Source organism: Vogesella amnigena, from assembly GCF_042648905.1.
GTDB classification, from domain to species: domain Bacteria; phylum Pseudomonadota; class Gammaproteobacteria; order Burkholderiales; family Chromobacteriaceae; genus Vogesella; species Vogesella amnigena.
Map to the genome: position 1 here is coordinate 19,615 of NZ_JBHRYH010000043.1, position 19,467 is coordinate 39,081.

The 19,467-nt window shown below is 62.9% G+C and carries 16 protein-coding genes, 1 tRNA gene and 2 riboswitches; of the genes, 8 read left to right on the plus strand and 9 right to left on the minus strand.

Annotated features, from left to right (window positions below; translation table 11 throughout):
- Positions 1-91: 91 nt before the first annotated feature.
- From infC to ACFOKJ_RS13785, 3 genes are all read right to left on the minus strand, one after another.
- Entirely contained in the window at positions 92-616 is a 525-nt protein-coding gene (gene infC / locus ACFOKJ_RS13775; RefSeq protein ID WP_390280645.1) for a translation initiation factor IF-3, read from the minus strand.
- Positions 617-652: 36 nt separating this feature from the next.
- The gene (thrS, locus tag ACFOKJ_RS13780; protein WP_390280566.1) at positions 653-2,554 is read right to left on the minus strand and encodes a threonine--tRNA ligase; all 1,902 of its coding nucleotides are present in this window, start codon (positions 2,552-2,554) and stop codon (positions 653-655) included.
- A 185-nt stretch (positions 2,555-2,739) separates the two neighbouring features.
- Positions 2,740-2,816: transfer RNA gene (locus ACFOKJ_RS13785), tRNA-Val, on the minus strand.
- A gap of 124 nt (positions 2,817-2,940) precedes the next feature.
- Between ACFOKJ_RS13785 and tgt the strand changes: the two genes are divergently transcribed.
- The 7 genes from tgt (at position 2,941) to trmB (ending at position 10,992) form a co-directional block, all read left to right on the plus strand.
- Complete coding sequence (tgt, locus tag ACFOKJ_RS13790) at positions 2,941-4,056, plus strand: tRNA guanosine(34) transglycosylase Tgt (RefSeq protein ID WP_390280568.1); 1,116 nt, start codon at positions 2,941-2,943, stop codon at positions 4,054-4,056.
- A gap of 127 nt (positions 4,057-4,183) precedes the next feature.
- A complete protein-coding gene (gene yajC / locus ACFOKJ_RS13795) occupies positions 4,184-4,471 on the plus strand; it encodes a preprotein translocase subunit YajC (RefSeq protein ID WP_390280570.1) in 288 nt (95 codons plus the stop codon).
- Between the two features lie 184 nt (positions 4,472-4,655).
- Complete coding sequence (gene secD, locus ACFOKJ_RS13800) at positions 4,656-6,503, plus strand: protein translocase subunit SecD (protein WP_390280572.1); 1,848 nt, start codon at positions 4,656-4,658, stop codon at positions 6,501-6,503.
- Between the two features lie 10 nt (positions 6,504-6,513).
- Positions 6,514-7,449 carry a protein translocase subunit SecF gene (gene secF, locus ACFOKJ_RS13805; RefSeq protein WP_390280573.1) on the plus strand — a complete coding sequence of 312 codons (936 nt, stop codon included), beginning with the start codon at positions 6,514-6,516 and terminating at the stop codon, positions 7,447-7,449.
- Between the two features lie 125 nt (positions 7,450-7,574).
- Positions 7,575-8,213 (plus strand): DedA family protein, encoded by a 639-nt coding sequence (locus tag ACFOKJ_RS13810; RefSeq protein WP_390280647.1) that lies wholly within the window; start codon positions 7,575-7,577, stop codon positions 8,211-8,213.
- A gap of 51 nt (positions 8,214-8,264) precedes the next feature.
- Positions 8,265-10,181 (plus strand): DNA mismatch repair endonuclease MutL, encoded by a 1,917-nt coding sequence (gene mutL / locus ACFOKJ_RS13815; RefSeq protein ID WP_390280575.1) that lies wholly within the window; start codon positions 8,265-8,267, stop codon positions 10,179-10,181.
- A 148-nt stretch (positions 10,182-10,329) separates the two neighbouring features.
- Positions 10,330-10,992: a tRNA (guanine(46)-N(7))-methyltransferase TrmB gene (gene trmB / locus ACFOKJ_RS13820; protein WP_390280577.1), complete on the plus strand. Its 663-nt coding sequence runs from the start codon at positions 10,330-10,332 to the stop codon at positions 10,990-10,992.
- Positions 10,993-11,370: 378 nt separating this feature from the next.
- On the opposite strand, the gene gcvP is transcribed toward trmB, so the two are convergent.
- The 4 genes from gcvP to gluQRS all read right to left on the minus strand — a co-directional run bounded on the left by gcvP (position 11,371) and on the right by gluQRS (position 17,222).
- Complete coding sequence (gene gcvP / locus ACFOKJ_RS13825) at positions 11,371-14,226, minus strand: aminomethyl-transferring glycine dehydrogenase (protein ID WP_390280580.1); 2,856 nt, start codon at positions 14,224-14,226, stop codon at positions 11,371-11,373.
- A gap of 194 nt (positions 14,227-14,420) precedes the next feature.
- Positions 14,421-14,807, minus strand: coding sequence for a glycine cleavage system protein GcvH (gene gcvH / locus ACFOKJ_RS13830; RefSeq protein ID WP_390280583.1), 387 nt, complete (start codon positions 14,805-14,807; stop codon positions 14,421-14,423).
- Between the two features lie 81 nt (positions 14,808-14,888).
- Positions 14,889-15,977: a glycine cleavage system aminomethyltransferase GcvT gene (gene gcvT, locus ACFOKJ_RS13835; protein WP_390280585.1), complete on the minus strand. Its 1,089-nt coding sequence runs from the start codon at positions 15,975-15,977 to the stop codon at positions 14,889-14,891.
- 34 nt (positions 15,978-16,011) lie between these two features.
- A riboswitch (glycine riboswitch) is annotated at positions 16,012-16,106 on the minus strand.
- A gap of 9 nt (positions 16,107-16,115) precedes the next feature.
- Positions 16,116-16,206: riboswitch (glycine riboswitch) on the minus strand.
- Between the two features lie 119 nt (positions 16,207-16,325).
- Positions 16,326-17,222 (minus strand): tRNA glutamyl-Q(34) synthetase GluQRS, encoded by an 897-nt coding sequence (gene gluQRS, locus ACFOKJ_RS13840; protein ID WP_390280587.1) that lies wholly within the window; start codon positions 17,220-17,222, stop codon positions 16,326-16,328.
- Between the two features lie 63 nt (positions 17,223-17,285).
- On the opposite strand from gluQRS, the gene fdxA reads away from it, so the two are divergent.
- Positions 17,286-17,609 (plus strand): ferredoxin FdxA, encoded by a 324-nt coding sequence (fdxA, locus tag ACFOKJ_RS13845; protein ID WP_390280590.1) that lies wholly within the window; start codon positions 17,286-17,288, stop codon positions 17,607-17,609.
- 180 nt (positions 17,610-17,789) lie between these two features.
- On the opposite strand, the gene cheD is transcribed toward fdxA, so the two are convergent.
- A complete protein-coding gene (gene cheD / locus ACFOKJ_RS13850) occupies positions 17,790-18,389 on the minus strand; it encodes a chemoreceptor glutamine deamidase CheD (protein ID WP_390280592.1) in 600 nt (199 codons plus the stop codon).
- A complete protein-coding gene (locus ACFOKJ_RS13855; protein ID WP_390280594.1) occupies positions 18,389-19,462 on the minus strand; it encodes a protein-glutamate methylesterase/protein-glutamine glutaminase in 1,074 nt (357 codons plus the stop codon). Before ACFOKJ_RS13855 ends, cheD begins: the two co-directional genes overlap by 1 nt.
- Positions 19,463-19,467: the final 5 nt, after the last annotated feature.

The following is a 19,467-nucleotide window of genomic DNA, read 5'->3' on the forward strand; positions in this document are numbered from 1 at the left end:
CACTACGTCACGCTTTTGATGCAGACCTTGCGGCCCACAAAATCAACACGGCAGGCGAGCCTGCCGTGCGGAAGTCGATGATTATACCCGATTATTTCTTTTTCGGGGCAATCATCATGACCATCTGGCGGCCTTCCAGTTTCGGGAACTGTTCGACGGTGCCAACTTCGGCCAGATCGGCCTCGACACGCTTGAGCAGTGCCAGACCGATATCCTGATGCGCCATTTCACGACCGCGGAAGCGCAGGGTGATCTTGGCCTTGTCGCCTTCAGTCAGGAAACGGATCAGATTGCGCAGCTTGACGTTGTAGTCGCCATCGTCAGTACCCGGACGGAACTTGATTTCCTTGACCTGCACTTGCTTCTGCTTGAGCTTGGCTTCGTGCTTTTTCTTGGCCTGCTGGTACTTGAACTTGCCGTAGTCCATCAGTTTGCACACCGGCGGCTGGGCAGTCGGGGAAATCTCCACCAGATCCACTTCGCGTTCCTCGGCAAGCGCCAGTGCTTCACGCACGGTCACGATGCCAAGCTGTTCGCCTTCTTCACCTACCAGGCGGATTTCGCGAGCGGTAATCTCGCCGTTGATCCGCGATTCACGTTCCTGAGCTATAGCTATTACTCCTTAAAAAATTCAGATCGGTCGATACGGTTGTCAGTTCTGCGCCAGCGCAGCAGTCAGGTGCTGCACAAAGGCCTCCACCGACATCTGGCCCAGGTCTTCGCCCCGGGCGCGTACCGCCACCAGCCCGCCTTCCATTTCCTTGTCGCCGATAACGACTTGATATGGAAGCTTTTGCAGGCTGTGCTCGCGGATTTTATAGCCGATCTTTTCGTTCCTCAAGTCAAGATCGACACGGAAGCCGTGAGAACGCAATTTATCCGCCACCTGTTGCGCGTATTCGGCCTGGTTGCCGGTGATATTCATCACCACCATCTGCACCGGGGCCAGCCACAGCGGGAAGGCGCCAGCGTGGTTTTCGATCAGGATGCCGATGAAGCGCTCCAGCGAACCCAGCACCGCGCGATGCAACATCACCGGGCGTTTGCGGCTGTTGTCGTCGGCCACGTACTCAGCGTCCAGACGCTCCGGCAGCACGTAGTCCAGCTGCAGGGTGCCGCACTGCCAGGAACGGCCCAGCGCGTCCTTGATGTGGTATTCGATCTTCGGACCGTAGAAAGCGCCCTCGCCCGGCAACTCTTCCCACTCGATGCCGCAGGCGCGCAGCGCTTCGCGCAGACCTTCCTCGGCACGATTCCAGGTTTCCAGCGTGCCGGCGTATTTTTCCGGACGCAGGCTCAGCTTCACCGACACGTGCTCGAAGCCGAAACGCTGGTACACCGCCATGGTCAGCTCGTTGAAAGCCTTGGCTTCGGCGATGATCTGGTCATCGGTACAGAAGATGTGCGCATCGTCCTGCACGAAACCGCGCACGCGCATGATGCCGTGCAGCGCGCCGGACGGCTCGTTGCGGTGACAGGCGCCGAACTCGGCCAGGCGCATCGGCAGCTCGCGGTAGGAACGCAGGCCGCTGTTGAACACCTGCACGTGGCCCGGGCAGTTCATCGGCTTCACCGCGTAGTCGCGCTTTTCCGACTCGGTGGTGAACATCGCGTCACGGTAGTTTTCCCAGTGACCGGATTTCTCCCACATCACGCGGTCCATCACCATCGGGGTGCGGATCTCCTGGTAGCCAGCGGCAGTCAGCGTCTTGCGCATGTACTGCTCGATGCTCTGCCACAGCTGCCAGCCTTTCGGGTGCCAGAACACCATGCCCGGCGCCTCGTCCTGCAGGTGGAACAGGTCCAGCTGCTTGCCCAGCTTGCGGTGGTCGCGCTTCTCGGCCTCTTCCAGCATGTGCAGGTACTGCTCCAGGTCTTCCTTCTTGGCCCAGGCAGTGCCGTATACGCGCTGCAGCATCTCGTTATTACTGTCGCCACGCCAGTAGGCGCCGGCAACTTTCATCAGCTTGAACACCTTGAGCTTGCCGGTGGAAGGTACGTGCGGGCCGCGGCACAGGTCGGTGAACTCGCCTTCGCGATACAGGCTCAACACCTCGCCCTGCGGGATGGAGGCGATGATCTCGGCCTTGTACGCTTCGCCGATGCTCTTGAAGTAGGCGATCGCCTCGTCACGCGGCAGCTCGTAGCGCTCTACCGGAATGTCCTTCTTCGCCAGTTCGCTCATCTTCTTCTCGATGGCCACCAGGTCTTCCGGGGTGAACGGGCGCTTGTAGGCGAAATCGTAGTAGAAACCGTTTTCGATTTCCGGACCGATGGTGACCTGGGCCTCCGGGAACAGCTCCTTCACCGCGTAGGCCAACAGGTGAGCGGTGGAGTGGCGGATGATGGACAGGCCGTCGGCATCCTTGTCGGTGATGATGGCCAGATCGGCGTTGGCCGCAATCAGGTACGAGGTATCAACCAGCTTGCCATCCACACGGCCAGCCAGCGCGGCACGCGCAAGACCGGTGCCGATGGACGCAGCCACTTCATGCACCGTTACCGGCTTGTCGAAGGAACGGACGGAGCCGTCGGGCAGGCGAATGTCAGGCATAGCAACTCCAGCTCATCAAGGGAGGACGGTTTTCAAATCGGCAAAAAAAAAGTGCGGCCTTGAGCCGCACTTTTTTGCTGAGGAGTGTTTCGCGTTGCGTAAACACCCGTAGGCTCGAACTCATTTCGAGATACGGGTGGTAGTAGTTCGCAAGTGCATGATGACTCTCCAGCGGAATTCTGTGTTGGTAGGCACGATTGGACTCGAACCAACGACCCCCACCATGTCAAGGTGGTGCTCTAACCAGCTGAGCTACGTGCCTGTCGTCAGGGGGCCAATACTAGCGGCAAATCACGGCACTGACAAGCCGGCAGCACGCAGAATGCCGGCCGGCTAGTGTATACTGCGCGGCTGAATTCCGGAATCTCGCGATTAATATCAAGCACATGCTGAAGTTTACCGTACACAAAACCTCCGGCGGCGCACGCCGCGGCACGCTGGAACTGAACCACGGCACCGTGGAAACCCCGGTCTTCCAGCCGGTAGGCACCTATGGCTCGGTGAAGGCGATGAGCCCGCACGAGCTCACCGACATCGGCGCCCAGATCATCCTCGGCAACACCTTTCACCTGTGGCTGCGCCCGGGGCTGGAGATCATCGAGAAATTCGGCGGTCTGCACGACTTCATCGGCTGGGACAAACCCATCCTCACCGACTCCGGTGGTTTCCAGGTATTCAGCCTGGGGGCGATGAACAAGATTTCCGAGGAAGGCGTTACCTTCCAGAGCCCGGTGAATGGCGACAAGCTGTTCCTGTCGCCGGAGAGGTCGATGGAAATTCAGAAAGTACTGAATTCCGACATCGTGATGATCTTCGACGAGTGCACTCCGGGCCAGGTGGATCACGCCACCGCCGCCAAGTCGATGCGCATGAGCCTGCGCTGGGCCGAGCGCTCGCGCCGGGCCTTCGACGAGCTGAAGAACCCGAATGCGCTGTTCGGCATTGTGCAGGGCAACCTGTATACCGACCTGCGCCAGGAGTCGCTGGACGGGCTGATGAATATCGGCTTTGACGGCATCGCCATCGGCGGGCTGTCGGTGGGCGAGCCCAAGCCGGAAATGTACCGCATGCTTACCGAGCTGAAGGACATGCTGCCGGCCGAGAAGCCGCACTATCTGATGGGCGTGGGCACACCGGAAGACCTGGTACATGGCGTGGCCAACGGCATCGACATGTTCGACTGCGTGATGCCCACCCGCAACGCGCGCAACGGCTGGATCTTCACCCAGTGGGGCGATGTGAAGATCAAGAACGCGCGCCACAAGGATGACAAGAAGCCGCTGGACGAACATTGCGGCTGCTACACCTGCCGTCACTTCAGCCGTGCCTACCTGCACCACCTGCATCGCACCGGCGAGATTCTGGGCGCGCGCCTGAACACCATTCACAACCTGTACTACTACCAGGCGCTGATGCAGGAAATGCGCGACGCGATCGAGGCCGACCAGTTCGAGGACTGGAAAGCCGGCTTCCACGAACGCCGGGCGCGCGGCGCCAATTGAGTGAACCTGCAGGGCCAGTCGCAGTCTGATGGCCTTGCGGCCAACCCGGGTGCGGTTGGAAAACCCGCAGCGCGTGGCTACAATGCCCGTCCCGCATACAAGATCAACACCTTCAAGGGAGACCCCCATGGTTAACGCCAACGAGTTGATGCAGTTTCTGCCGATGATCGTCATTTTCGTGCTGTTCTGGTTCCTGCTGGTTCGCCCGCAGCAGAAGCGCGCGAAAGAACACCAGAAAATGCTGTCCGAGATCGTAAAAGGCGATGAAGTCGTAACCCAGGGCGGTATCATTGGCCGCGTCACCAAGGCTGGCGAACAATACCTGGGCATCGAAATTGCCGCAGGTGTAGAGATTCACGTTCAGCGTGGCGCTGTTGGCACCAAGCTGGAAAAAGGCACCATCAAGTCCCTGTAAGAACCGGGTTAGGCGCTAGCGAGCTAGAGCGAGACAAGGCTAAACAGCTGAGGAAGCGGAATTTACATAAAGTAAATGAGCATTCCGAGGCTGTTTTTGACGCTGTAACGCCAAAGCGCAGCAGCGCGTAAACAGGTTCGAAAACCCCGGGCCGCGAAAGTGGCCCTTTTACTGCCAAGCTTCCATGAACCGCTTCCCGATCTGGAAATACCTACTCATTGCGCTGGTGCTGATCACGTCTGCGATCTACACCCTGCCCAATTTCTTTGGCGAAACGCCGGCGGTGCAGATTTCCAGCAGCCGACAGTCCATTCCGGTGGATACGGCGCTGATGGCCCGCATTGAAGATTCCCTGAAACAACAGGGCATTGCGCCGCAAGGCATCTTTCTGGATGGCAACAGCCTGAAAGTCCGCTTCAAGGACCCGGATACCCAGATCAAGGCGCGCGATGCCATCCAGCAGCTGCTGGGCGACAACTACATCATCGCGCTGAACCTGCTGCCGGCCTCGCCGCAGTGGCTGACCCGCCTGCATGCCAACCCGATGTTCCTGGGCCTGGACCTGCGCGGTGGCGTGCACTTCCTGCTGGAAGTGGACATGAAGGCCGCCGTGGACAAGACCATGGAGCGCTACGCCGGCGACATCCGCCGCGAACTGCGCAGCGCCAAGATCCGTTACGGCAACATCAAGCGCAGCGGCGATACCACGCTGGAAGTACAACTGCGTGACGAAGCCACGCTGACTGCCGCCGCCGACCAGCTGGCGCGCAACCTGCCGACGCTGTCGTTCAACAGCGACAAGGCCGGCAACCGCCTGATCCTGACCCTGAAACCGGAAGAAATCAGCCGCGTGCAGGGCGATGCGGTGAAACAGAACATCACCACCCTGCACAACCGCGTGAACGAGCTGGGTGTGGCCGAGCCGGTGATCCAGCAGGCAGGCCCGAGCCGCATCGTGGTGCAGCTGCCGGGCGTGCAGGATACCGCCAAGGCCAAGGACATCCTCGGCCGTACCGCCACGCTGCAGGTGCGCATGGTGGAGGACGACTCCGCCAAGATGGCCGAAGCATTGGCCGGCACCACGCCAGCCGGCTACGAGCTGCTGGACGAGCTGACCCCGCAAGGCCCGCAGAAGATCCTGGTGAAGAAGGATGTGGAGCTGACCGGCGACAACATCAACGACGCGCAGGCCGGCTTTGACGAGAACGGCGGCGCAGCCGTGCACATCAACCTGGATGCCGCCGGCGCCGCCATCTTCCGCGACGTGACCGCGCAGAGCATCGGCAAGCGCATGGCGATGATCCTGGTGGAAAAAGGCAAGGCCGAAGTGGTGACCGCTCCGGTGATCCGCAGTGAAATCGGCGGTGGCCGCGTGCAGATCTCCGGCAGCATGAACCCGGCGGAAGCCAATGACGTGGCACTGCTGCTGCGCGCTGGCTCGCTGGCCGCCCCGATGAACATCATCGAGGAGCGCACCGTAGGCCCGAGCCTGGGCAAGGAAAACATCGAGAAGGGCTTCCACTCCACCATGTGGGGCTTCGCCGCCATCGCCGTGTTCATGGCGCTGTACTACGGCGTGTTCGGGGTGATTTCGGTGATCTCGCTGGCGGCCAACCTGTTCATGCTGGTGGCCATCCTGTCCATGCTGCAGGCTACGCTGACCCTGCCCGGCATCGCTGCCATCGCGCTGACGCTGGGTATGGCCATCGACGCCAACGTGCTGATCAACGAACGTATCCGCGAGGAGCTGCGCAACGGCGTACCGCCGCAATCGGCGATCAACGCCGGCTACGGCCATGCCTGGGCCACGATTCTGGATTCCAACGTCACCACCCTGATCGCCGGCCTCGCGCTGCTGATCTTCGGCTCCGGCCCGGTACGCGGCTTTGCCGTGGTGCACTGCCTGGGCATTCTCACCTCCATGTTCTCCGCCGTGCTGGTATCCCGCGCCGTGGTGAACCTGTGGTACGGCCGCCGCCGTCGCCTGGCCTCGGTATCCATCGGCCAGGTGTGGAAACCGGAAACCAAATAAGGATCGCAACATGGAGTTTTTCCGCATCAAACGGGATATCCCGTTCATGAGCTACGGCAAGGTGACCACTGCGATCTCGCTGGTGACCTTCATCCTGGCCGTGGTGTTCCTGTTCACCAAGGGCCTGAACCTGTCGGTGGAGTTCACCGGCGGCACGGTAATGGAAGTGCAGTACCAGCAGGCGGCCAACCTGCCGGACATCCGCCATCGCGTGGAAACCCTGAAACTGGGTGAAGCACAGGTGCAGAGCCTGGGCACCAGCCGCGACGTGATGATCCGCCTGCCCAACAAGCCGGGCACCAACTCGGCCAAGCTGTCGGAACAGGTGATGAGCCTGCTCAAGCAGGCCGATGCCGGCGTGCAGCTGCGCAAGGTGGAGTTCGTCGGCCCCAGCGTGGGCGAGGAGCTGGTTACCCACGGTCTCACCGCCATTGCCCTGGTCTGCCTGGGCATCGTGCTCTACCTGGCGCTGCGCTTTGAATGGCGGCTGGCGGTATCGGCCATCATCGCCAACATGCACGACGTGGTGATCATCCTTGGCTGCTTTGCCTTCTTCCAGTGGGAGTTCAGCCTCACCGTGCTGGCTGGCGTGCTGGCGGTGCTGGGTTACTCGGTGAACGAATCGGTGGTGGTATTCGACCGTATCCGCGAGAACTTCCGCCGCCCGGCCATGCGTGGCCGCAGCACCTCGGAGGTGATCGACAACGCCATTACCGCCACCATGAGCCGTACCTTCATCACCCACGGCTCCACCGAGACCATGGTGCTGTCGATGCTGGTATTCGGCGGCCCGGCGCTGCACGGTTTTGCCATGGCGCTGACCATCGGCATCGTGTTCGGTATCTACTCCTCGGTACTGGTGGCCAGCCCGCTGGCACTGGCACTGGGCACCAAGCGCGAACACATGATCAAGGTAGTGAAACCGAAGGAAGAAGCCGTGGTCTGAGCCACGCGTCTGCTCTGCATCAAGGTTGGCCGCATACCCTGCGGCCAACCTTTTTTGGGTGTTTGACATAGCCGGGTTGCCCACAGCCCTGCCCTGTCAGCCACTCCTGCCGAGTTCACATGGAAATCCTCGCCTTTCTGCTCGACTTCATCCTGCACATCGACGTACACCTGGCCCAGCTGGTAGCCAATTACGGCCCGTGGGTGTACCTGATCCTGTTCCTGATCGTGTTCTGCGAAACCGGGCTGGTGGTAACGCCGTTCCTGCCCGGCGATTCGCTGCTGTTCGTCGCCGGCGCGCTGGCGGCGATGGGCGAAATGAACGTACACCTGCTGGTGGTGCTGCTGATCATCGCCGCCATTCTCGGCGATGGCTGCAATTACACCATCGGTCGCCGGGTCGGCCTGCGGTTGTTCAACCGTTTTCCACGCCTCTTGAAGCAGGAATACCTGGACAAGACCCACGCCTTCTACGACAAGCACGGCGGCAAAACCATCATCTTCGCCCGCTTCGTCCCCATCGTGCGCACCTTCGCGCCGTTCGTGGCCGGCATCGGGCGCATGGATTACCGCCAGTTCCTCAGTTACAACGTCATCGGCGGCGTGCTGTGGGTAGTCGGCTTCAGCTATGCCGGCTACTTCTTCGGCAACCTGCCGCTGGTGCGCAAGAATCTGGAATTCCTGATTTTCGGCATCATCATCGTATCCATGCTGCCGGGCATCATCGAGGTGATCCGCCACAAACGCGCGGCCGGCAAGGCCTGAGCATTGGCTGAGCGCACGTACGCCAGCCGTGGCTAACAACATTTTCAGATCATGAAACACATCCAGAAACTGCCCGACCACCTGATCAACCAGATCGCCGCCGGCGAGGTAGTAGAACGCCCGGCCTCGGCGCTGAAGGAAATGCTGGAAAACAGCCTGGATGCCGGTGCCGACAAGATCACCGTCGACCTGGCCCAGGGCGGCATCAAGCTGATTCGCGTTACCGACAACGGCAGCGGCATTGTCGCCGAGCAGCTGCCGCTGGCGCTGGACCGGCACGCCACCAGCAAGATCGGCAGCCTGGATGATCTTGAGAGCGTGTCCACGCTGGGCTTTCGCGGCGAGGGCCTGGCCAGCGTGGCCTCGGTATCGCGCCTCACCCTCACCAGCCGCCCGCATGACGCCGATCACGCGCACCAGATCATCGCCATTGACGGCACCCTGCACCCGGTGGAGCCAGCGGCGCACCCGGCCGGCACCAGCGTGGAAGTGGTGGACCTGTACTTCAACACCCCGGCGCGGCGCAAATTCCTGAAGAGCGAGAACACCGAGTATGCGCACTGCGCCGCCACTTTCGAGCGCATCGCACTGGCGCACCCGCAGGTGGAGTTCATCCTGCGCCACAACGGCAAGGTAGTGTGGCGGCTGCCGCAGCAGGGCCTGGCCGAGCGCGTGTCGGCACTGCTGGGCAAGGATTTCGTCGAGGCGGCGCTGCCGCTGGAAACCATTGCCGCCGGCCTGACACTGACCGGCTTCATCGCCAGCCCCACCTACTCCAAGGCCAGCCGCGACGCGCAGTATTTCTATGTAAACGGCCGCTTCGTGCGCGACAAGACCGCGCAGCACGCGCTGCGCCAGGCCTACCGCGATGTGCTGCACCACGACCGCCACCCGGCCTATGCGCTGTTCTTCACGCTGGACCCGGCCAATGTGGACGTGAACGTGCACCCCACCAAGATCGAGGTGCGCTTCCGCGAAAGCCAGGCGGTGCACCAGTTCCTGTTCCACAGCGTGCAGCGCGCACTGGCCAGCACCACCGCCGGGCAGACCCCGGCCGTGCACCTGGCCGATGGCGAACCCGCCCTTGCGGCCAACCCTGCTGGCAGCAACAGCCCCGCACCGACGCAGGATGCGCTGTTCCCCTCACGCAGCAGCGGCGGCAGTATCGGGGGCGGCAACGTTGGCCGCAGCCCACTGCCGCAGCCGTTCCGCTACGAGCAGCAAAGCATCCCGCTGCACGTGGCGCGCGAGGCAGTTGGCGTGTACGACAAGATGTTCTCCGGCCTGCGCGAGGAAGAGCGCGGCCCGGCATCCGCGCCGGCCAGCTATGTGCTGCCGCCTGCCGGCAGCGTGCCGCAGCAGCTGCCCGACGCCAGCGACGGCATCCCGCCGCTGGGTTTTGCGCTGGCACAGCTGCACGGCGTCTACATCCTCAGCCAGTGCGAGGACGGGCTGATCGTGGTGGACATGCACGCCGCCCACGAGCGCATCGTCTACGAGCGGCTGAAAACCGCGCTGGAGGCCGACACCATCCCGATGCAGCCGCTGCTGCTGCCGGTATCGTTTGCCGCCGACAAGTTCGAGGTGGCCACCGTGCACGAGCACGGCGACGCGATGCAGCGCCTGGGCATCGAGCTGGCGCCGCTATCGCCCACCCAGATCGCCGTACGCGGCGTGCCGGTGTGGCTGCAGGACAGCAGCCCGGTGGAGCTGGCACGCGCGGTGCTGAAGGACGTGCGCGAATTCGGCCTCACCGAAGTGCTGACCGAGCGGCGCAACGAGCTGTTGGCCACCATGGCCTGCCACGGTGCGGTGCGCGCCAACCGCCAGCTGACACTGCCTGAAATGAACGCGCTGCTGCGCGACATGGAAGCCACCGAACGCTCCGGCCAGTGCAACCATGGCCGCCCCACCTGGAGCCGGCTCAGCATGCGCGACCTGGATAACCTGTTCATGCGCGGCAAGTAAATTGCCGCGACCCCGGCGGTGAGCACGGCCACAGGCCTTTGCCCACCCTGCCACTGCCTGACGCCCCATATAGGGTGGGCAAAGCGCAGCGTGCCCACCAGTACCAGCAAGCAGCCGCACCATGCGGCCAACCCTTACCGGATTCCCCATGTTCGCCAACTCCCGCCCCGTCACCAGTTCACAACCCGGCCCGCACAGCCGTCTGGCCGAGGTAGTGGCGCGCCATGCGCAGCACCCGTTCCAGAAACCGTTCGCCGACTACAACCGCGCCGCCTACGCCACCCTGCTGGCGGCCTGGGACGGCCGCACGCCGCTGGTGCTGGACACCGGCTGCGGCGTGGGCGCCTCCACGCTGAACCTGGCGGCGCAGCAGCCGGAGCATTTCGTGGTCGGCATCGACCAGTCGCTGGACCGCCTGCAGCGCGGCAAGCCGGCGCCACTGCCGGACAACGCACTGCTGCTGCGCGCCGACATGGTGGACATCTGGCGCCTGCTGGCCGCCGACGGCATCCGCCCGGCGCAGCAATGGATGCTCTACCCCAACCCCTGGCCCAAGCCGGAACACCTGCAACGCCGCTGGCACGGCCACGCGGTATTCCCTATCGCGCTGTCACTCGGCGGCCGGCTGGAACTGCGCAGCAACTGGCAGACCTATGCCGAAGAACACGCGCTGGCGGTAAGCCAGCTATGCGGCCAACCCTGCCAGGCCGAACGCTGGCAGCCGCAGGATTTTCTCACCCCGTTCGAGCGCAAATACCACCACTCCGGCCATGCGCTGTGGCGGGTGGTGATCGACCTGCCCAGCGCCTGACACCCGCCACGTGTAGCCCGGATAAGCGCAGCGCATCCGGGGACACTCGATAAACGTAGCGCATCCGGGGGCTGGCCATCGTTGGCCGCACGACCCCGGATGCGCCTGCGGCTTATCCGGGCTACGGATTCCGTATCTGCCTGATTGGCGGAACGCCCGGTAAGGACGGGCTTCCGCCCTACCCGTGCATTGTCGTAGGCCGGAAGCCCCGCAGGGGCATTCCGCCATGGCTTACCCGCTTGCGGCCAATCTTGCAGCTACCTGATCGGCGGAACGCCCGCTGTAACCGGGCTTCCGCCCTACCCCGCACAAACAAAAAGCCCCGCTTGCGCGGGGCTTTGCCATGCCGGGGTTGGCCGCATGCGGCCAACCTTGGGCTTACTGGTAGCTGTCGATGGACGGGCAGCTGCAGATCAGGTTGCGGTCGCCGTATACGTCGTCGATACGGTTCACGCTCGGCCAGAACTTGTTTTCCAGCACGTACGGCAGTGGGAAGAAGGCTTCTTCGCGGCTGTACGGGCGGGTCCACTCGCCGGCGATGTCGGCCTTGCTGTGCGGCGCGTTCACCAGCGGGTTGTTGTCCGCCGGCCAAACACCGTTCTGCACCTTGTCGATTTCCTGGCGGATGGCAACCATCGCGGCGATGAAGTGATCCAGCTCGGCCTTGGATTCGGATTCGGTCGGCTCGATCATCAGCGTGCCCGCTACCGGGAAGCTCATGGTCGGCGCGTGGAAGCCGTAGTCCATCAGACGCTTGGCCACGTCCACTTCGGTCACGCCGGAGGCGGCCTTCAGCGGGCGCAGGTCGATGATGCACTCGTGTGCCACGCGGCCGTTACGGCCGGTGTACAGCACCGGGTAGTGCGCCGACAGGTTCTTCATCAGGTAGTTGGCGTTCAGCAGTGCCATTTCGGTGGCGTGCTTCATGCCTTCCGCGCCCATCATGCGGATGTACATGTAGGAGATCGGCAGGATGGAAGCGGAGCCGAACGGCGCAGCGGATACCGCGCTCTGGCCGGCCACGGCGCCCGGTACTGCGGACACCACGTGGTTGGCCATGAACGGCGCCAGGTGCGCTTTCATGCCGATCGGGCCCATGCCCGGGCCGCCGCCGCCGTGCGGGATGCAGAAGGTCTTGTGCAGGTTCATGTGCAGCACGTCGGCACCGATGTCGGCCGGACGGGTCAGACCCACCTGGGCGTTCATGTTGGCGCCGTCCATGTACACCTGACCACCGGCCGCGTGCACGATCTCGCAGATTTCCTTGATGCCTTCCTCGAACACACCGTGGGTGGACGGGTAGGTAATCATCAGCGCGCCGAGGTTGGCCGCATGCTGCTCGGCCTTGGCACGCATGTCGGTCATGTCCACGTTGCCGTTGTCGTCGGTCTTCACCACCACAACCTGCATGCCCAGCATCTGCGCGGTAGCCGGGTTGGTACCGTGTGCGGATTGCGGGATCAGGCAGATGGTGCGGTGCGCTTCGCCACGGCTGGCGTGGTAGCGGCGGATCGCCAGCAGGCCGGCGTATTCGCCCTGCGCGCCGGAGTTCGGCTGGATGGAAATGGCGTCAAAGCCGGTGATGGCCATCAGCTGCTGCTGCAGGCCTTCGATCATTTCCAGGTAGCCGGCAGTCTGTTCGCGCGGGGCGAACGGGTGCATGTTGGCGAATTCCGGCCAGGTGATCGGGATCATCTCGCTGGTGGCGTTCAGCTTCATGGTGCAGCTGCCGAGGCTGATCATGGAGTGGTTCATCGCCAGGTCGCGGTTTTCCAGCTTCTTGAGATAGCGCAGCATCTCGTGTTCGCTGTGGTGGGTGTTGAACACCGGGTGCGACAGGATGGCGGATTCACGCTTCAGCGCGGCCGGAATGGCGTCTGCAGCGGCGGCGTCCAGCGCGGCGATATCGGCCGGCTTGCCGGTGAAGATCTCGATCAGCTGCTTCAGGTCGGCTTCGGTAGCGGCTTCGTGGAAGGCCACGCCCAGCACGCCGTTACCGGCATCGCGCAGGTTGATGCCGGCTGCCAGTGCAGCGGCGTAAACGTTGGCCGCATTGGCGCCCAGCTCAACCTGTACGGTGTCGAAGAAGCGGTCGAATACCAGCTTGCCGCCGGCAGCCTTCACCGCGTGGGCGAAGATGGCAGCCATGCGGTGGATGCGCGCGGCGATGCGCTTCACGCCCTCGGCGCCGTGGTACACGGCGTACATGCCGGCGATGTTGGCCAGCAGCACTTGCGAGGTACAAATGTTGGAGTTGGCCTTTTCGCGACGGATGTGCTGCTCGCGGGTCTGCAGTGCCATGCGCAGCGCGGTCTTGCCCTTGGCATCCACCGATACGCCGATGATGCGGCCCGGGGCGGAGCGCTTCATGTCGTCCTTGAAGGCGAAGAAGGCGGCGTGCGGGCCGCCGAAGCCCATCGGCACGCCAAAGCGCTGGGTGTTGCCCACCGCTACGTCGGCGCCCATTTCGGCCGGCGACTTCAGTGCCACCAGCGCCATTACGTCGGCAGCAACCACGGCCAGCGCGCCCTTGGCCTTGGCCGCAGCGATGTACGGAGTCAGATCCAGCAGCTCGCCGGATTCGCCCGGGTACTGGAACAGCACGCCGAAGTATTCGCCGTTGCCGGCTTCTTCCGGGTGGCCCTGCACCAGCTCGAAGCCGAAGTATTCGGCACGGGTACGCATCACATCCAGAGTCTGCGGCAGCACGCGGCTGTCCACGAAGAACTGGTTGGATTTGGACTTGGACACACGGCGCGCCATGGCCATGGCTTCGGCGGCGGCGGTGGCTTCGTCCAGCAGCGAGGCGTTGGCAACTTCCAGACCGGTCAGGTCGATGATCATCTGCTGGAAGTTCAGCAGCGCTTCCAGGCGGCCCTGGGCGATTTCAGCCTGGTACGGGGTGTAGGCGGTGTACCAGCCCGGGTTTTCCAGCACGTTGCGCAGGATCACGCCCGGGGTCAGCACCGGGTAGTAACCCAGGCCGATGAAGGAGTTGTTCACCACGTTCTTGCTGGCTACGGCCTTGAGGTCGGCCAGGGCGTCGGCTTCGCGCTGCGCCGGCGGGATGTCCAGCGCGCGGTTGAAGCGGATGTTGGCCGGCACGGTCTGCGCTACCAGGTCTTCCAGCGAGGCAGCACCTACGTAGGCCAGCATCTCGGCCTTCTCGGCCTCGCACGGGCCAATGTGGCGTTCGATGAATTCTTGATGATTGAAGAGTTGCGAGAGCGACATGTCTTCGGTTCCGTCATTAAAGAACCAGGATCTTGGCCACGAAAACCACGAAATCACACGAACCCACCCTGACAGGTCGCATCGTACGGATGTGACTGCTAATTTATCGTTCGTGTCTTTTCGTGGTTTTCGTGGCGGAATCCTGATTCAAAAAAACAAAAGCCCCGCCATCGAGAGACGGCAGGGCAATTCGATCAGGCGCCGATTTCGGCTGCGTAGGCAGCGGCGTCGAGCAGCTTGTCCAGATCGGCGGCGTTGGCCGGCTTGATCTTGAAGAACCAGCCTGCGCCGTACGGCTCGCTGTTGGCGAGGTCCGGAGTTGCTTCCAGTTCGGCGTTCACTTCCAGCACTTCGCCGGCGATCGGCGCGTAGATATCGGAAGCGGCTTTTACCGATTCCACCACGCCAGCCTGCTCGCCATCACCCAGTGCGCTGCCAACTGCCGGCAGTTCCACGAACACGATGTCGCCCAGCAGCTCTTGTGCATGCTCGGTGATGCCCACGGTAACGGTACCGTCAGCTTCCAGACGCAGCCATTCGTGGCTGGATACGTATTTCAGTTCGGCGGGGATGTTGCTCATGTGATTCTCCTGATGCAGATAGTTTGGATCTTGATTGGGTAGTACCGGGGTGACGCTCTCGCCACGTCGTTATACACCAGCTTATTCAAAAACTTTCTTGCCGTTGCGCACGAACGGCATTTTCACCACGCGCACTTCGGTCAGGGTGCCACGCAGGTCCACCAGAGCGGTGGCGCCGGTAGCAGCCGGAACACGGGCGATGGCGATGGAATGCTTCAGGGTCGGCGAGAAGGTGCCGCTGGTGATGATGCCTTCACCCGCGCCCTCTACCACCACTTTCAGGCCTTCGCGCAGCACGCCGCGGCCTTCCAGCACCAGGCCAACCTGTTTCATGGCCACGCCGGCGGCTTTCTGGGCTTCCAGTGCCTTGCGGCCGATGAAGTCACGCTCTTCCGGGTTCCAGGCAATGGTCCAGCCCATGCCGGCTTCCAGCGGCGACACAGTTTCGTCCATGTCGTGGCCGTACAGGTTCATGCCGGCTTCCAGACGCAGGGTGTCGCGCGCGCCCAGGCCGATCGGCGCTACGCCGGCTGCCTGCAGCTGATTGAAGAAATTGATGGCCTCGGCAGCCGGAATCATGATTTCCAGGCCGTCTTCACCGGTGTAACCGGTGCGGGCCACGAACCACTCGCCGAACGGCAGGCCCTGGAATACTTTCAGACCCTGGATGGCTTCAGCCCAGTCCGGCTTCACGGCACAGACCTTGGCAATGGCTTGCGGGCCTTGTACCGCCAGCATGGCCAGGTCGCGGCGCACTTGCAGTTTCACGTCGAAACCGGCGGATTGCTTTTCCATCCATGCCAGGTCTTTTTCGGTAGTGCCGGCGTTGATCACCATGCGGTAGCCATTGGCTGCCAGGTACACGATCAGGTCGTCCACCACGCCGCCCTGCTCGTTGAGCATGCCGGAGTACAGGGCCTTGCCTTCGAAGCCCAGCTTGGACACGTCGTTGGCGATCAGCTTTTGCAGCCAGGCCTTGGCGTCGCTACCGCTGATGTCGACCACGGTCATGTGGGACACGTCGAACATGCCGGCGTCGTTACGCACAACTTCATGTTCTTTCAGCTGCGAGCCGTAATGGATGGGCATTTCCCAGCCGGCAAAGTCAACCATCTTTGCACCGGCAGCAATATGCGCGTCAAACAGTGGGGTACGTTTCGGGGCCGTCATTGGGCAAGTCCTCGGAGTGAGTTTTTCCGCTAGCTCACACCCCTCTGTCCATGCACCTGAGATTTTCCGGCATTGCGCCGTTAGCCCCTTCGGTGGGCGCGTTATGCGCCGCTCTCCAGATTCAGCAGGCCTTGCGGCCCGATTCTTGCAGTCCTTTTGCCTGAGCGATTGCGGGTGCACTTGCGCCTTCGGCGGCAGCCCTGCGGCTGCACTCTCCTGCGGAATGCGGCGATTATCGTCGCCCAAAGCCCGCTTGGCAAGTCGGGTTTTGCCCAGTTTTCAGACACTTGCGACAAGTCGCTTGCCGCAGCACGTGATAAATCGCTTTAGCGCCAAGCGTTTAGGCAGTTATTCGATCACTACCGGGCCTACCGGCACTGTGGACAATGACCAACTGCCGCGCGCCCACTGCCACAGTTCCGCCAGGCTCTGCACCTCCGGCGGTGCGACATGGCCCAGCCGCCGCAGTGCCAGCCGCAGCTCCTGTGCGGCCAACGCTGGGGAAATGGCAGGCGCCAGCGTCTGCTTGGAAAGCTTCTCGCCGGCGGCATTCACCATCAGCGGCAGGTGGCAATGGCTGACCATCGCGCTGCCCAGACACTGCCGCAGCCACAGCTGGCGCGGGGTGGACACCAGCAGGTCGGCGCCACGCACGATATCGCTGATGCCCTGCTCGATATCATCCACCACCACCGCCAGCTGGTAGGCCCAGAAGCCATCGGCACGCAGCAGCACGAAATCGCCGATGTCGCGTTGCAGCTGTTGCGCGTAATAGCCCTGCAGCCGGTCGTCGAAGCCCAGTTCGGCATCCGGCACCCGCAGCCGCCAGGCACGCGGGCTGCGCCCTGCAGCCACGCCGTGACGGCAGGTACCGGGGTAGACCATGCCATCCACGCCACGCCGCCCCTGTTCGCTGATTTCCTTGCGGGTGCAGGCACAGCCGTAGGCGTCGCCCTGGCGGACAAGCTGATCCAGCGCCGCGCGGTACAGGTGATGACGCTGGCTCTGGTACACCACCTCGCCGTCCCATTCAAAGCCGAAGGCTTCCAGCGTGCGCAGGATGTTGGCCGCAGCCCCCGGCATTTCACGTGGCGGGTCCAGGTCTTCCATGCGCAGCAGCCATTGCCCGCCCCGGCTGCGAGCTTCCAGGTAGCTGCCGACTGCCGTGGTCAGCGAGCCGGCGTGCAACAGACCGGTGGGGCTGGGCGCGAAGCGGCCACGATAGGTGGAATCAGAAGCAGACATATGCGGGCTGGCAAACAATAATCAGCAGAGGCGGCCACCACGGGCTGCGCTGGAGGGCGAAAAATGACGCACGTTGTAACCGAAGCCTGCATCAAATGCAAATACACCGACTGTGTGGAAGTGTGCCCGGTGGACTGCTTCCACGAAGGCCCCAACTTTCTGGTGATCGACCCGGACGAGTGCATCGATTGCACGCTGTGCGTGCCGGAGTGCCCGATCAACGCCATCACCACCGAGGAGGAGCTGCCGCCGGCCCAGCACGCCATGCTGGCACTGAATGCCGAGCTGTCCAGGGTATGGCCGGTAATCGTGGAGCAGAAGGAGCCGCTGCCGGACCATGAACACTGGGCCACGGTGACAGACAAGCTGCCGCTGCTGGAGCGCTAGCAGTAGCAGGTTGGCCGCAGATGCGGCCAACCCTGGCGACTGACAAACTACCCGCTTATGCGTAACCGGCCCCGGCAAAGCCGGGCCGCTCTAGCCAAGTGCTTGAGTCGGCAGCCTTCCTGTTGATAAAACAACACTCTTTTGCAGTGCAAAGGAACGTTGTCAACACTCTCGACTGGCTCAGATGAACAGGTCCACGTCGCCGCCGGCCTTGCTCTCGCTGTCGCGGTCGATGCGGCGGCGGTAGCTTTCCTCTTCCTGCACCAGAGTGTGCTGCGGGCGGATCTTCTTGATCAGCACCTTGCCGCTGTCAGTGAAGAAATACACCTTGCGCGCGATATCCGCCCCCAGGTCTTCCGCCACGATGGGGATGTTTTCCTGGGCCAGGAAGGCGCGTACGAAACCGGCATTGCGCTGGCCGATATTAGCCTTGGTCATGCCATCCAGCACATTGCCGCCACCGAATACCTTGGCTTCCAGGCTGCGGCGGCTGGCACCGAGCTTGAGCATGTCGTTGATCAGCAGCTCCATGGCATGGGTGCCGAAGCGAGCCGGCATCAGGCGGTCGCTGCTGCTGCTGCCCTGATCCGGCAGCATGAAGTGATTCATGCCGGCAATACCGGTAGCCCGGTCGCGCAGGCAGGCGGAAACGCAGGAGCCCAGCACGGTCACCAGCAGCAGGCCGTCGTCGGTGGCCTGGTACTCGCCCGGCAACAGCTTGGCGGCATTGCGGTTGAAATGTTTGTCGAGATAGCGGTGCGCCGCGTGGCCGGTAAGCATCAGACCTCCCGCTTCTGTTGGCCGCACAGATAGGCCAGTACACGCTCGGCCATGTGCGGCAGCGGCACCACTTCGTGTACCGCGCCGATTTCATACGCGGCGCGCGGCATGCCGTACACCACGCAGGTCGCCTGGTTCTGCCCCAGGTTGTAGCTACCGGCCTCGCGCATGCGCAACATGCCGGCGGCACCATCCTTGCCCATGCCGGTAAGAATCACCCCTACCGCCCGTTTGCCCAGCAGGCTGGCTGCGGAATCGAACAGCACATCCACCGCCGGGCGGTGGCGATTCACCGGTTCGCCCTGATCCAGGTGGGTACACAGCTGCCCGCCGCTCCTGACGATGCTGAGGTGGGAATGCCCCGGCGCGATATAGATATGGCCACTGCTCAACGGCTGGCCATCGGTGGCTTCACTCACCGTCATGGCACAGCACTGGTCCAGCCGGTTGGCAAACGACAGCGTGAAATTTTCCGGCATATGCTGCACCACCAGCACCGGCGGCGTATTCACCGGCAAGCCGCTGAGAAATTCGCGCAGCGCCTCGGTACCACCAGTGGAGGCCCCCACCACGATTACCGCATCCTTGCGCAGGATGGGCGCATTGGCCAGCGCTGGCACCGGCTGCACCTGTGGCTGGATGAAACGGGTAGGCAACTGCACCCGCGCGGCGGCGGCGGTGCGTATCTTGTCGCAAATCAGCTCTGCATACTCCTGCATGCCGCGGCTGATATCCACCTGCGGCTTTTCAATACAATCCACCGCGCCCAGTTCCAGCGCCCGCAGGGCAATATCGGAACCGGCAGCGGTGAGCGAGGAAATCATCAGCACCGGGGTTGGCCGCAGGCTCATCAGCCGGCGCAAGAACTCCAGGCCATCCATGCGCGGCATTTCCACATCCAGTGTCACCACGTCCGGATTGGTCTCGCGGATACGCTCGCGCGCCGCCAGCGGATCCGGCGCCAGTGCCACGACTTCCATGTCCGGCGCGGCATTGATGATCTTGCTCAGCAACTCTCGAATCAGTGCCGAGTCGTCCACCACCACCACGCGAATCTTGCGCGCTTGTCCCATGCCGT